We start from the raw sequence: 13892 nt of genomic DNA, 5'->3' as shown, positions 1-13892 counted from the left end.
TGTCGGAATTATCTGTTAAAGTGTTTTAAAATTCATTATGATTAAGTTTTTATCATCCAAACTAAATTTAATTTAGTTTGTTAGATTCAAAAAATGATCCTAAAAATGGTTGGCTAAAATAAATTGGCAGAATAAATAGGTGCACGATGCTCGATAGTAAACAATGCGATGCGTTCTATGCGGTGATTGAATCAGGCAGTTTCGAACATGCCGCCAAAAAATTAAACCTAACCGCTTCGGCGGTGTCACTGCGTGTGCAAAGTTTGGAAAAGCAACTTGGTCTATTATTACTCAATCGCACCAAACCCTGTACCACGACTAAATCTGGGCAAATTTTACTGGAACATCTCAGACACACACGCTTACTCGAACAGAATTTGCATCAAGAGCTTGGCGGAAAAATCCATGATGAGTTTATCCAAATGAGCATTGCAGTCAACGCAGACACGCTTGCCACATGGATTCTGCCCTTATTACACAAGATATTGATCAAAGAAAAAATCACACTCGAATTTTTGATTGATGATCAAGATCATACCTATCAGTTGCTCGAAACAGGTGTGGTTTCTGCTTGTTTATCTACACAGCATAAAGCTATGAATGGCTGTGAAGCCAAATATCTCGGTGCCATGCAATATAAAATGTATGCTTCAAAAAATTTTCAGTCACAATGGTTTGCTGATGGCGTTACTCGGCAAAGCCTTCGCGCAGCTCCAGCGATTATTTTTAATGAAAAAGATCAACTGCATATCGATACTTTACTCAAGTTATTTGGGCTACCCAAAGGCACCTATCCATTTTTCTCGATTCCCACCTCGGAGTCTTTTGTCGAAGCCATTCATTTAGGCTTAGGTTATGGCATGGCGCCTGTACAGCAGATTGAACAATTGAAATATCAACATGATTTAATTGAAATTCTGCCTGAAGCATGCACCGAAATTCCACTGTATTGGCACTACTGGAAAAAACAATCCCCTGCACTGCATATCCTGACACAGCATTTATTAGAACATGCACCATCGCAAATTTATTAACCAAATTTATTAACCTAGTTATTGATCTGCTTTACTGCGCCAAATAAATCCAAGCCACATTAAACTACCTAAATTTATTTTAGGATCACTGAGTTTTATTGAGGAAATATGGACTTACCCATAAACAGATATACAATGTGAATGGAAAGGACGACCTTTCTTCTCAATATTGATTTCAATCCATATTGAAAATCTCAATGATTCAGGACGACCTGAGCCACTACTTTTCATTCATGAATCTTTTTTAGAGGTGAATATCATGGCTTGGGGTTTACTGATCCTTGCTGGAATCTTAGAAATCGTTTGGGCATATACGATGAAGCTGTCCAAAGGGTTTACCCTTTTGGTTCCCTCAGTACTCACAATCGTTTTATTAATTGCAAGTTTTGCTTTACTCGCACAGGCAATGAAAACCATTCCTCTCGGCACAGCCTACGTGATTTGGACAGGTATTGGCGCGATTGGTGCATTTGCTCTGGGTATTTTCGTGCTTGGTGAACCCGTTTCGATGCTCCGTATCATTGCAGGGATTTTGATTGTTTCGGGCATGTTGTTGATGAAATTATCAAGTTAATTATTTAGTCCAACAATCATATTCTATTGATTTCAATATTATTTCCATTAAAAAGTGCTGATGTGACTGATCTATCAGCACTTTTTAACTTCCTAAGCCCCTAGATTATTCTGCTCAGCCCACCCACTGCACAGACCTCTCCCATAACCTCCTCGCCAGTTCCATATCTTGTGCGACATGTGATGAGGCTTTGACTTTACAGTCTTCATAATACATGCCAGTTTCACCACTTAGATGCGGTGCAGTGGCACAGTACAGCGTGGTCTGTGCGCCTTGTTCAGGGGAAATCATCCACCGTGATAGCGCTTTGACCATTGGTTTTGGCAGACTGCGCCACACATTGGTCGATACCACACCAGGGTGAATCGCATACGTTGTGACACCTGTCCCATACAGACGACGCCCAAGTTCTTTGGCAAAGAGTACATTCGCCAGTTTTGCTACGGCATATTCTTTTAGTCCGCCGATGCTTTGTGTTGGCTTTAATACTGCATCAAAATCAATGGTTTTGGCATGACGATGTGCCTTGCTCGACACTACAATGACCCGTGCAGGTTGTGATGCGATTAATTTCTCAGTGAGTAGCTCTGTCAGTAGAAAATGTCCGACATGACATACACCAAAAGTCAGCTCAAAGCCCGAAGCCGTCATACCTTTGTGCCCTGCCAATCCTGCATTACAAATCAACAGATGCAAAGGTAAATTACGCTGTAAAAATTGCGTTGCACAGCTTCGCACCGAATCCAAATTTGCCAAGTCCAATTCAATAAACTCAGCCTCTGCCTGACCGTTACTTTCTGCATAAATCTCTTGAATGACTTCATACGCCTTATTGCGATCACGGCATGCCAAGAACACATGATAGCCTTGCAAGGCAAGTGCTTTTGCCGTGACCGCACCAATGCCTGAGTTTGCACCCGTCACTAAAGCCACTTTGCCATTTAGTTTAAATTGGGACATGCTGTTATCCTGCCTGTTGTTGTTTTAATAAGTCTAAAGCGACATCGACGATCATATCTTCTTGACCACCGACCATACGATGTTTCCCGAGTTCGACCAATATATCTACTGCACTAATCTCAAACTTTTTCGCAGCCGCTTCGGCATGGCGCAAGAAACTCGAATAGACGCCTGCATAGCCGAGTGCTAAAGTTTCACGGTCAACACGTACAGGACGATCTTGCAAAGGTCGCACGATGTCATCCGCAGCATTCATCAAGGTAAATAAGTCTGTACCGTGATTCCATCCAAGTCGCTCCGCCGCTGCGATAAAGACTTCAAGCGGTGCATTACCCGCACCTGCGCCCATACCTGTTAGGCTTGCATCAATCCGATCACAGCCCTCTTCAACCGCAGCAATCGAGTTTGCCACACGTAAGCTCAGATTGTGATGTGCATGGATACCTGTTTGCGTTTCAGGCTTTAAAATGGCTTTCATAGCACGGAATCTCGCACGAATATCTTGCATGGTCATGGCTCCGCCTGAGTCCACGATATAAATGCACTCGGCACCATAGGACTCCATCAATTTACCCTGTTTTGCTAAATCTTCAGGTGAGGTCATATGGCTCATCATCAAGAAGCCCACCGTGTCCATGCCAAGCGAACGTGCATATTCGATATGCTGTTTGGAAATATCTGCTTCGGTACAATGTGTCGCCACACGAACCACACGAGCACCTGCATGATAAGCATCCTTGAGATCGTGAATCGTGCCGATTCCCGGTAAAATCAATGTGGCAATTTGTGAATGTGTCAACACATCGGCGGCGGCTTCTATCCATTCCAGATCACTATGCGCAGCAAAACCATAATTAAAACTCGAACCTTGTAGTCCGTCGCCATGCGCAATTTCAATACTATCTACTTTGGCACGATCAAGTGCCGAAGCGATGTCCTGTACATTCTGAATGGAATATTGATGTTTAATCGCATGACTACCATCTCGCAAAGTCACATCGGAAATATAGAGTTTTTTATTTGTGACTGTCATGCCGATGCTCCCGTTGACGATTGATGATTTCTTAAGGCTTGGGCAATTTTCTCAGCTGTTGCCAATGCAGCTGATGTCATGATGTCCAAATTGCCCGCATAAGCAGGTAAATAGTGCGCTGCACCCTCAACTTTTAAAAACACAGTAGTTTTTAACCCTGAAAACTCACCGACTGTTGGGATTTTTAACGGTGTATCCTCAGGGATCACTTCAAACTGAATGGCTTGTTTCAGTCGATAACCCGGTACATATTGACTGACGGCTTCGACCATTTTTTCAATCGAGGCTTGCACTTGGGCTTGCTCGGTATGCGCTGATAAAACATAGACCGTATCTCGCATCAATAACGGTGGCTCAGCAGGATTCAGCACGATCATGGCTTTGCCCTTGCCTGCACCACCAACCGATTGAATGGCTTGTGCTGTGGTTTCGGTGAATTCATCAATATTGGCACGAGTCCCAGGTCCTGCGGATTTACTACTGATCGAGGCAACGATCTCGGCATAATGCACTTGAGCAATTTGCGATACCGCAGCGACGATGGGAATGGTGGCTTGACCGCCACAGGTCACCATATTGACATTGAGCGCTTGAATATTTTGCTCAAGATTAACCACTGGGACGCAATACGGTCCGATCGCTGCAGGCGTCAGGTCGATCATTCGTACATTTGGTTTTTTCAGTCGGATCAGCGCATCATTGTGAATATGCGCACTGGCTGAAGTCGCATCAAAAATAATATCAATCTCTGCAAACTCAGGCATTAATACCAAACCCTCAACACCTTGATGCGTGGTTGCAATATTTAGTCGCTTTGCACGCTGTAAGCCATCAGATTGTTCATCAATACCGACCATGACAGCGAGTTCGAGATGTTGACTGCTTCGAATGATTTTGATCATCAAGTCACTGCCGATATTGCCACTACCGATGATGGCTGCTTTAATTTTTTTCATGGTTTACTCTTTTCAATTTACTCTTTTCAATTTGCTCGTTTAATTAGCTCGTTCAATTCGGCATTCAATTTTCTTATTCCATCACACAACCGAATGCACCCAACTTACCAAGATTGACATGGAGCACATCACCCTTCTGCACGTTGACCATCGGACCTAAAGCACCTGAGAGAATCACTTCGCCTGCTTTGAGTGGAATACCACGTTCAACCATTGTTTTGGCAAGCCACCATGCCGCTCGCAAAGGATGACCTAAACATGCCGACCCTGTACCAATCGACACCATTTCCCCATTCTTTTCTAAGTGCATATCGAGCTTAGAAAAGTCAAATTGATCAATGGCAATCGGCTGTTGACCGAGGACAACTAAGCCACATGAGGCGTTATCCGCCACAGTGTCTTCAAGGATAATTTTCCAGTCATGAATCGCACTATCAACGATTTCAAGTGCAGGCAAGGCATAAGCGATCTTGGTCAGAAACTCTGTCCATGTCGGTACAACATTTTCAATATCTTTTGATAGCACAAAGGCCACTTCAGCTTCGGCTTTGGGTTGAATCAGTTGACTGACTTGGACTCGATCACCTTCAAGCACCATCATGTCTTCAAACAAAATGCCAAAATCAGGCTGATCCACACCAAGTTGCAGTTGTACTGCTTTTGAGGTTAAACCAACTTTTTTGCCGATGATGCGATGCCCTTGTGCACGTTTTGCATCAGTATTTATTTGGGCGACTGAATAGGCTTCGTCGAGTCCTTGTATGCCATGTGTGATGGATACTTTCTCAATGGTTTTGCGTTGCTGCCGTGCCTCTCGAAGTGCTTTGGCTGCATCACGGATTCGTTCATTCGCTGGCTGTTGCACGTTCTGATTCATGGCTTAGTTCCTGTGTGACTTCGACGGATTTAGTCTGTGTTTTATTCAATGTGCTTTTTTGCACGTTGCTTTGCTCAGTGCTTTTTTGCATGGTGCTTTTGGCATTGACAAGGTCAAGTTGCAGTTTGAGCTGTTGAATTGCACCATCCAATTCATCTTGCGGTACAACGGCAAAGCTGAATTTATCTGGACGAAGTAAAGCCACTGGATGCTTAACATGACAGGCTTTGCGGAACCAATGCACCATATGCCCATCAATATCTTCCACCTCGATCACTTGCGGATTGAAATTTGTCTGCGTGTCGCCTTGTGGACGTTCTGCAAAAGGATATAAAGTGACAAAGGCACAACCGAGCTGATTTAAAACTTGCCGACTGCTTTCGGATAAATGTGCTGATGGATCACAGGACAGTCCGACTAAGGCATAGTTTTCACCTGTGAGTTGATCAAGCAAGATTCGCTTGCCCGCAATGGTACGCACAAATGGCTGAGGTGACAGACTGCCTTCAGGGCTAGATTTATTTTTGCGAGGCAGTCCCAAATACTGACCTCTGGTGTAAATCGGTTGAGGTTTAAAGCCACCTTCCTGCGCCCAATCTTTGAGCTTTGGTGTCGATAAAATGCCTTTGATGGCAAGATCACGCACCTTACTACCGACTGGACTGGTCATTGACACCATATCTTTCATCAGTACCGAACCTCTGATCATTGCTATGGCATGATCACGACGTTCAGACTCATAGCTATCTAAAATTTTCTCACTCGCTTTACCTTCAAGTACGGCACTAAGTTTCCAACCCAAATTTGCGCCATCACGCACACCTGAGCTTGCCCCTTGCCCCATGAATTGTGGTGTCATATGTGCAGCATCGCCTGCAAGCAACACACGACGGTCACGCCATTGATTGGCAACGAGCGCATTAAAGGTGTAGACCAATTTTCGTTTTACTTCGAACAAATCAGGATCGACATATTTCGACAGGAGCATGCGTACCGTATCGTCTTGCTCCATATATTCCTTGCTTTGTCCTTTTTTCAGCATAAATTCAAAACGATGAAAGCCGTCAGGTTGCACACAGCTCACCACTGGCAACTCTGGATCAACCACAAAGTTGAAATATGGCAAATGACGTAAGCCTTGATGTGGATCTTTTTGCTTGAGATCGACCACGAGCCACGGTTCAGGGAAATTTTTACCTGTCATTTCAATGCCGAGATTGGCACGCACAGTACTGCGTCCACCATCCGCCCCAACAAAATATTGCGCACGAATGCTTTGCAGATCTTGCTCAGCCAGTTCTGCATTCACAGCGACTTTGGCATCGTTGGCATCACTAAAACGATAGCTTTGTGTCGCTTGATGTTGAATATCGACGCCATCTGCATCTTGCTCAAAATTCACCACTTCACGACCACGTAAAATGCTGACATTTTCATAACGAGCCAAACCTTCGGTGAGTGTGGTTTCTAAATAAGGCTGATAGAAGAAATTGACAATCGGCCAACCAAATGGACGCTTTAAGGGCTTGTACTGTGCGATCACTCGTCCATCGGGATAAGCAAGTTGCACAGGTGTTTCCAGTAACATGTCTTTTTGCACATCTTCCGCCATGTCGATGGACTGAAAAATCCGCATACATTCATCATCGGTATAGACCGCACGTGCATTGCCGTAGAACACAGGTTCACGTTCTAGAACGACGACGTGATGACCTCGTTTGCCGAGTACATGCGCAAGCACCAAACCTGTCGGTCCTAAACCTGCAATCACAACATCTGCCTGCGTTGGGTGGCATTGCTTTATTGACTTTTTCATGTTGATTATCCTTTTTTCGGGTGCAAAAACCCGAAGCGATCTATTGATCACTTTTTTCATTTGGAAATTACTTAGGTGTTTAAAACGATTGGTGCGTAGCTATTCATGTAAAGCTAAAGGCTGATGCTAATCAATCGGTGAATATTCATCTCGTCGCAGTTTCTTCAAACTCTCGCTGATTTGTCCAAACTCGTGCATTAACTTATGGACTTTGCTCGGCGGTTTTGGCTGATGTCCCCACACGCTGATGGAGGTGTGTTTGATCGGTTGCCACGTTGCTTCATCAATCTTGATCGGCGCCCAGCCCAATTCCACTTCAAAGCCTGACGGACTCGCCACGTAGAACGATACTTCCCGATCATTGGTGTGCTGACCCACTTCCCATGCCACAGCGAAGCCATTGTCCTTACAGCGCTGATACGCCATCGTGACATCTTCCAAATCGAGCACTTGCAGATTCATGTGTTGAATCGAAGTACGAATCGGATCGAGGTGCACACCACGTGTTTCAGCCACAGCGATCGAATGGTGGCGTTCATTTAATCGCAAAAAAGTCACATCCAAGGTCACGCCATTGATCTTTTGCTCCACCGTATCCGTTAAACGAGCATCGAAAAACTCTTGCCAAAATCGAATCATTTTTTCAGGCTTTTGTGAGGTGATTGCCACATGCCCCATGCCACTGTCTGCGGTATAAAAACCACTGCTTTGCATAGTTAAAGGTTGATCTGTACGCACTTCATCAATGAATAATTCCAGTTGAATGCCTTTAGGTCCTTGCACATACCAAAATGCCTGCACTCCACGAGCCTGTGCATCCGTTGTCTCACCGATCGCATACTGAATCTCACGTTGATCAAAGCGACCTATAATCTGTTCTAAAACCAACTTATTTTCTACCTGAAAACCAATATGGGTGACATCTTCGGCATCGCCACGTTGTACGATAAAGCGTTTTTCATAATCATCAATCCGAAAGCTCAACTGTTGTTCAGTATGCTCAGCCAAATGCAAACCCAAACATTTCTGCATAAAGCTGATCCATTCATCGAACTTCTGCGACTCGGCGATCACATAGCCGAGTTTGACTTGCCCGAAAATATTCTGATATTCAAATGTTGCCATGTCATCACCTCACGACACAGATTGATTCTGTACAGCAGACTGGTTCTGTACAGCGGTTTTGGGTGTGTGCTGTTGCAAGAAGCTCTGGGTCAGCGCATTAAACTGCTGTGCACGTTCCCACTGCACCCAGTGTCCAGTTTGTGCAAACAGATAGACATCGCAGTTCTTCATGGTTTTTTGCAAAGTATCTGCGCCACTTGGACGGTTGACTTTATCGTCCACACCCCAGACCACGAGCGTTGGCGTATTACAGCGTTTTAAGCGAGGATCACGGCTAAAGTCCATACGGATCGCACCTTTCAAACTATTTGGACGTTGCAAAGGTGGTGACGCCAATACCTCAGGGTCGATACTGGCTTGATAGCGCAGTTCGATCAAATCCTCCGCCACTTGACTGCCGTCATAGACTAGATATTCACGAATAAAAGTACGCAATTTTTCACGGCTTGGTCCTTCGCCTGAATAATAATTTAGCAACTGATTGAGTCCTTTGGTCGGTAAACCACGTGTAGTATTAATACCGCCAGGCCCCATCAACACCAAACTTTGCACACGTTCAGGTCGGTCAAGTGCCATGCGTAACGCACAGGCACCGCCATAAGAATTCCCCACGATATGCACTTTTGGAATATTCAACTGATCCAATAAACCCAACATGGTATCCGCCAAATCGCCAAATGGATCACTACGCTTGACGCCTTTGCTCGACTGCCCATAACCCTGCATATCAGGTATGAGCACCCGAAAATGTTTGGCTAAGGCATCAATATTTTTTGCATAATTCGAGAGTCCTGTTGCGCCTGCACCACCACCATGTAGCAATAACACAGGAAATCCCTCACCTGCTCCACTCAAGAAAATTTTACGATTGCCAAACTCGACCATGCGAGAAGTAACATTTGGGGATGTAGTTTGCTGTGACATAGGAAATCTCGAATTATTTTAACTTGTATTTATTTGAACACTATTGTTCAATTTAGTCAATAATTGCTCAATATTTTTAATTTCTTATTATTCAAAATCTTATCTTCATTTCACGAAATAATTACAAAATCTATTGCTCAAATAGCATTCAATTTTTAGTTTTTTTCTATTTTTTATTCAACTTTTGATTGACACATTTGGCAATTAGATATTTCATACCATGAATTGAACATTTATGTTCAATATTTACCTCAAAAGTTCAATGGAAGGATTTCCCTGTGAAAACACGCTACGGATTATTGTATTCATCAATGCTATTAATTGGCACCTCCTACTCCGCATCTATTTATGCTTCTGGTATTTTTATTGATACACAAACAGCGTCGGGTGTTGGATATGCTTTTGCGGGCTCTACTGCACTCGCTGAAAATGCAAGTGCTATTGTCTACAATCCAGCCACAATGACTGCGCTTAAGCAAGGTCATCATATTTCAGGTTCTGCGACTTATGTTGTCGCCGAAACAGAATTTCAAAGTCACAACACCTCTCCAATCTCACCAATTGTCCCTTTGGGAAATACAACAGAAACTTTGGAACGAGAAGCTGCTATTCCAAGCGTACAGTATGTTTTCAATAGTGCAGATCGTTATGCTTTCGGTTTTGGCATTTCACCAATGTACGGCAATCAGGGTGAATGGAGCAACCAATTCATCGGGAGATATCAAGGACTGAAAACTGAAGTCACTGGGATTAATGCGAATGCTTCACTGGGCTATCAATTCAGTCCAAATTTGAGTGTAGGTATTGGCTTGAATTATCTCGATTTTGATGCAACACTTTCTCGTAATGTCGCACCTATCATTAATACCAATAGCACACCACCTATGTATTTAACTGATGCGCAAGGTGAACTGGCTGGTGATGGCGATGGTTGGGCGGTGAACTTGGGATTGCTATGGCGTCCAACCAATCAGCTTGATGTGGGTTTCAACTACCGTAGCGAAACAGAACTAGAATTAGATGGTCAGTTAAAAGTTAGCTCACCTCAGGGCATACGTTCCATTCCAGCTGAAATGGAAATTTCTATGCCACAAAGTGCAAGCCTCGGTTTTGCGTACAAACTATCTCCGACTTGGACAGCACTCGGTGAATTGAGTTGGTACGATTGGTCAGTTTTGCCTTCATTTAGTGCTGTAAGCAAACAAGATGGCAGTATGGTCTATGAAGAAACACTGAACTTTGAAGACGGCTTAAAAGCAAGTTTGGGTGCAATGTATCAGCTCAATCCAACAACGCAACTTCGATTTGGTACAGCTTATGATCGTTCTGTAGTGACAAGCTCCTCAGATCGAACCGTGCGCTTTCCTGATGCCGATCGGATTTGGTTATCTATTGGTGCAGGTTTTCAGCTCAATGATCAACTCAGTTTAGATTTGGGCTATGCACATGTATTCTCAAACCAAGCCACAATAGAAAGTCCAACAATCATATCAGGCAATCCCACCATGCAAAATTTGCAAGGGACATTTGATACAGATGCCGATATGTTTTCAATTCAGATGAATTATCATTTTTAATTTAGAATTTATCAGCCCTTATCTCATGTAATAAGGGCTGATTGTGAAATCACGAATTATTCCGAACGAATCCACGTCTGACTACGACCAAGGATACTCGTTCCTACATAGCCTCGTAATGTGATTCGATTTTGATTGCGGCTTAATCTGATTTTTCCTTTATAAATATTTCCAGAAATGGGATCAACCACTGAGCCACCGATATATTCTGACGTCTTTTTCGGATTTAATTTGAAGTTTTTAATCACATTTAAACCAATAATCGGCTTATTTTTAAGTTCACCCGTACAGCGTAAACACTTCTCTGGAATATGCTCTGCACTTTGTTGCGGTATTGGAAATACTTCAATGATTTTCCCACTGAACGTACCATCACTTTCCTCGCTAATTTTTACTTTTGCTCGGGCAAAACCGCTTTTATCATCAATTGTTTTCCAAGTACCTACTGTATCTGCCGCATATGTAAAGGAACTAAAGCATAGCCCTGTACAGAGCACCATTGAATTAACTTTTTTCAAAAATATTTTTGTCATCATTTCTCTATCCATCACATCATCCATAACCGCATCATAAAAAATCAAGTACATTATTTGTACTAAAATAATTTATCATAATGAACATTTGTGTTCAATATTTATCATTATTGTTGTATAGTAATTCCATCCGTGGGTTGCTTAGAATCTCGGACATAAAACCTTAGATATGTCCAAACAATGCAACTTGATTAAATATGAAATGGTAAAAAACATGACAAACACAGTGATTCAACAAGGTCGGATTGATGTCCATCATCATATCGTGCCACCAATATTTAGACAGACAATGCTTGAGAAAGGCATTGAGAAAGTTGCAGGTGCTCCTTTGCCAAAATGGTCACCTGCACAATCCATCGACATCATGGATCAGATCGGTACACAGACTGCGATCGTATCGCTCTCAGCTCCGGGCGTATACTTTGGCAATGTGCAAGAAGCCTGCACTTTAGCTCGTGAAGTCAATGAATATAGCGCACAAATGCGTCAAGACTATCCCAAGCGTTTTGGCTTTTTTGCGGTCTTGCCCATGCCTTTTACCGCAGAATCCTGCGCCGAAGCGATCTATGCACTTGATGTATTAAAAGCAGATGGCATTGTGCTCTTGGGCAGTACCCATGGTGTATTTCTAGGTGATGCACGTTTCGAAGAACTCATGGTAGAGCTGAATCAGCGCAAGGCAATGGTATTTATTCATCCCAATCTGCATGAAAGCAGTGAGCAACTCGGACTCAGCACACCGGGATTTATTCTTGAATTTCTGCCTGATACCACACGTGCAGCGGTCAATTTGATTACCTCTGGTGTGATGGAGCGCTATCCTGATATTCAGTTTATCTTGGCACATGCAGGTGGATTTTTACCTTATATCGCATGGCGAGTGTCACTGGGCAATCTCATGCCTGAAATGAATAAAAATGCACCGCAAGGCATGTTGACTTATATCAAGCGTTTTTATTTCGATACCGCACTGTCCACCTCGCCCTATGCGATGTCTGCACTTAACGCCTTAGTCGGTTCAGAGCGGATTTTATTTGGCAGTGATTTTCCCTTTGCGCCTGCACCAGTGTCACATATGCAGACAAAGAATCTACAGGAATTAGACGTTTTCAACGAACAAGACCTATACCGTATCCAACGTGGCAATGCACTTGGACTATTTCCGCAATATCAACAAGGCGATGAAATCGTGACGCCACGCCCGATCTATCAACACGAATCTTTTGGTAATAAGTTTAAACGCTGGATGACTCAACCGATCGTTGCCATCGCCGATAAAAAACGTCAGCAATAAGGCTTGCATTAAAGGTTTTAGTTTAATCAATCCAATGAATTTGAAAATTAAAGGGAATAGAAAATGGCTTTAGCAATTGTACGATTTACCCAGCAAGCACAGACGTGTTGGGGCATACAAGATCAGGATCAAATTCGTATTTTAGACATCAACGCAGATTCGACCGCTGACTTGATTCAGATCGGCTATGCACAATTATCCGCATTGGCTGAACAATCCACAATTACGGTCAACGCACAAGACGTCAGTTTGCTGAGCCCAATCACAGAACAAGCGAAAGTGCTCTGTCAGGGCGCCAACTATCGGCAACATATGATCGACTCAGGCATGGATCCTGATGCCAAAGCCTTTAATATGTTTTTCACCAAATCTGCCGCCTCGATACACACGCCAACAGGTCAGATCGTTAAACCAAAACATGTGCAACTGCTCGATTATGAAATCGAACTCGCATTAGTGCTCGGGAAAAATACCCATGATGCTGTGCAAGTCACCGCTGAAAATCTACATGAATATGTCGCAGGAATTTGCATTGCCAATGACGTATCAGCACGAGATGTACAGATTCCACAAATGCAATTTTTCAAAGGCAAAAGCTATCGCACATTCTGCCCGCTTGGTCCTGTACTACTTCTATTAGATCGAGATGAAATGCACTATTTACATCAGCTTAATCTGACACTTACAGTGAATAACGAAGTACGTCAACAAGACAACACAGCCAACCTCGTATTTAAACCCGCAGAAACGCTGACGGAATTTTCCAGTGTATGCAATTTTGCAATTGGTGATGTGATATTAACAGGGACACCATCAGGTTGTGCTTTAGGCTTACCACCAGCTGCAGTCGTGCGAGCGACAGGATTATTACCTGAACATTTAAAATGGAAATTGTTCTTAAAATCCCAAGCCAAGCGTAGACAGTATCTACAGCATGGTGATGTGGTTGAATCGCACATCAAAAGTACAGATGGCAAAATTGATCTTGGACGACAGCATCATGTCGTTAGCTAAGCCCAGTAAATATGCCCAGCCAATAAATATGGTCAGAAAATACGCTCAATAAATATTCCATTTCATTCCGCATCGACGCACGACACTGTGTAATCGATCTATATACACTTTTTTGCAAAAACCTCCCGATCTTTTGCAGATACAAACATTGCTGTAAATTTTGAAATTAATCATT

13 protein-coding genes are annotated in these 13892 nt (G+C 43.2%); 5 read left to right on the top strand and 8 right to left on the bottom strand.

Translation table 11 applies throughout. The annotated features are described in order from the left end of the window. Positions 1-146 precede the first annotated feature (146 nt). Positions 147-1034, top strand: a complete 888-nt coding sequence (locus BLQ60_RS00345) for a LysR family transcriptional regulator ArgP (RefSeq protein WP_092614394.1) — start codon at positions 147-149, stop codon at positions 1032-1034. Positions 1035-1293: 259 nt separating this feature from the next. Then, a complete protein-coding gene (locus BLQ60_RS00340) occupies positions 1294-1608 on the top strand; it encodes a DMT family transporter (RefSeq protein ID WP_092615906.1) in 315 nt (104 codons plus the stop codon). A gap of 114 nt (positions 1609-1722) precedes the next feature. Here the strand turns inward: BLQ60_RS00340 and BLQ60_RS00335 are convergent, their stop codons facing one another. The 7 genes from BLQ60_RS00335 to BLQ60_RS00305 form a co-directional block, all read right to left on the bottom strand. Continuing rightward, a complete protein-coding gene (locus BLQ60_RS00335; protein WP_092614391.1) occupies positions 1723-2568 on the bottom strand; it encodes an SDR family oxidoreductase in 846 nt (281 codons plus the stop codon). 4 nt (positions 2569-2572) lie between these two features. Beyond that, positions 2573-3601, bottom strand: a complete 1029-nt coding sequence (gene dmpG, locus BLQ60_RS00330) for a 4-hydroxy-2-oxovalerate aldolase (protein WP_092614388.1) — start codon at positions 3599-3601, stop codon at positions 2573-2575. Continuing rightward, positions 3598-4557, bottom strand: a complete 960-nt coding sequence (locus BLQ60_RS00325; protein WP_092614385.1) for an acetaldehyde dehydrogenase (acetylating) — start codon at positions 4555-4557, stop codon at positions 3598-3600. The genes dmpG and BLQ60_RS00325 overlap by 4 nt, the downstream gene beginning before the upstream one ends. Before the next feature lie 73 nt (positions 4558-4630). Next, positions 4631-5434, bottom strand: a complete 804-nt coding sequence (locus tag BLQ60_RS00320) for a 2-keto-4-pentenoate hydratase (protein WP_092614382.1) — start codon at positions 5432-5434, stop codon at positions 4631-4633. Further along, positions 5403-7250 carry a bifunctional 3-(3-hydroxy-phenyl)propionate/3-hydroxycinnamic acid hydroxylase MhpA gene (gene mhpA / locus BLQ60_RS00315; RefSeq protein ID WP_092614380.1) on the bottom strand — a complete coding sequence of 616 codons (1848 nt, stop codon included), beginning with the start codon at positions 7248-7250 and terminating at the stop codon, positions 5403-5405. Before mhpA ends, BLQ60_RS00320 begins: the two co-directional genes overlap by 32 nt. A gap of 126 nt (positions 7251-7376) precedes the next feature. Beyond that, positions 7377-8375: a VOC family protein gene (locus tag BLQ60_RS00310; protein ID WP_092614377.1), complete on the bottom strand. Its 999-nt coding sequence runs from the start codon at positions 8373-8375 to the stop codon at positions 7377-7379. Between the two features lie 9 nt (positions 8376-8384). Then, a complete protein-coding gene (locus tag BLQ60_RS00305; protein WP_092614374.1) occupies positions 8385-9299 on the bottom strand; it encodes an alpha/beta fold hydrolase in 915 nt (304 codons plus the stop codon). A gap of 278 nt (positions 9300-9577) precedes the next feature. Here BLQ60_RS00305 and BLQ60_RS00300 point away from each other — a divergent pair, with 278 nt between their 5' ends. Next, positions 9578-10876 (top strand): OmpP1/FadL family transporter, encoded by a 1299-nt coding sequence (locus BLQ60_RS00300; RefSeq protein ID WP_244515915.1) that lies wholly within the window; start codon positions 9578-9580, stop codon positions 10874-10876. Between the two features lie 56 nt (positions 10877-10932). Here BLQ60_RS00300 and BLQ60_RS00295 read toward each other — a convergent pair whose 3' ends face one another. Beyond that, positions 10933-11436 (bottom strand): DUF2147 domain-containing protein, encoded by a 504-nt coding sequence (locus tag BLQ60_RS00295; RefSeq protein WP_342028121.1) that lies wholly within the window; start codon positions 11434-11436, stop codon positions 10933-10935. Between the two features lie 187 nt (positions 11437-11623). Here BLQ60_RS00295 and BLQ60_RS00290 point away from each other — a divergent pair, with 187 nt between their 5' ends. Next, the gene (locus BLQ60_RS00290) at positions 11624-12703 is read left to right on the top strand and encodes an amidohydrolase family protein (protein WP_092614368.1); all 1080 of its coding nucleotides are present in this window, start codon (positions 11624-11626) and stop codon (positions 12701-12703) included. Positions 12704-12766: 63 nt separating this feature from the next. Next, complete coding sequence (locus BLQ60_RS00285) at positions 12767-13717, top strand: fumarylacetoacetate hydrolase family protein (protein ID WP_092614365.1); 951 nt, start codon at positions 12767-12769, stop codon at positions 13715-13717. The last annotated feature ends 175 nt before the right edge of the window (positions 13718-13892 follow it).

The organism is Acinetobacter marinus (assembly GCF_900096915.1).
Taxonomy (GTDB): Bacteria; Pseudomonadota; Gammaproteobacteria; order Pseudomonadales; family Moraxellaceae; genus Acinetobacter; species Acinetobacter marinus.
This window is presented reverse-complemented; position numbering and strand designations above follow the sequence as displayed.

What these genes read in the sequence shown, in the direction of transcription:
- BLQ60_RS00340 (WP_092615906.1), top strand. Translation starts at nt 1,294, where the DNA reads ATGGCTTGGGGTTTACTGATCCTTGCTGGAATCTTAGAAATCGTTTGG.
- BLQ60_RS00285 (WP_092614365.1), top strand. Translation starts at nt 12,767, where the DNA reads ATGGCTTTAGCAATTGTACGATTTACCCAGCAAGCACAGACGTGTTGG.
- BLQ60_RS00305 (WP_092614374.1), bottom strand. Translation starts at nt 9,299, where the DNA reads ATGTCACAGCAAACTACATCCCCAAATGTTACTTCTCGCATGGTCGAG.
- BLQ60_RS00310 (WP_092614377.1), bottom strand. Translation starts at nt 8,375, where the DNA reads ATGGCAACATTTGAATATCAGAATATTTTCGGGCAAGTCAAACTCGGC.
- BLQ60_RS00325 (WP_092614385.1), bottom strand. Translation starts at nt 4,557, where the DNA reads ATGAAAAAAATTAAAGCAGCCATCATCGGTAGTGGCAATATCGGCAGT.
- BLQ60_RS00345 (WP_092614394.1), top strand. Translation starts at nt 147, where the DNA reads ATGCTCGATAGTAAACAATGCGATGCGTTCTATGCGGTGATTGAATCA.
- mhpA (WP_092614380.1), bottom strand. Translation starts at nt 7,250, where the DNA reads ATGAAAAAGTCAATAAAGCAATGCCACCCAACGCAGGCAGATGTTGTG.
- BLQ60_RS00295 (WP_342028121.1), bottom strand. Translation starts at nt 11,436, where the DNA reads ATGGATGATGTGATGGATAGAGAAATGATGACAAAAATATTTTTGAAA.
- BLQ60_RS00290 (WP_092614368.1), top strand. Translation starts at nt 11,624, where the DNA reads ATGACAAACACAGTGATTCAACAAGGTCGGATTGATGTCCATCATCAT.
- BLQ60_RS00320 (WP_092614382.1), bottom strand. Translation starts at nt 5,434, where the DNA reads ATGAATCAGAACGTGCAACAGCCAGCGAATGAACGAATCCGTGATGCA.
- dmpG (WP_092614388.1), bottom strand. Translation starts at nt 3,601, where the DNA reads ATGACAGTCACAAATAAAAAACTCTATATTTCCGATGTGACTTTGCGA.
- BLQ60_RS00335 (WP_092614391.1), bottom strand. Translation starts at nt 2,568, where the DNA reads ATGTCCCAATTTAAACTAAATGGCAAAGTGGCTTTAGTGACGGGTGCA.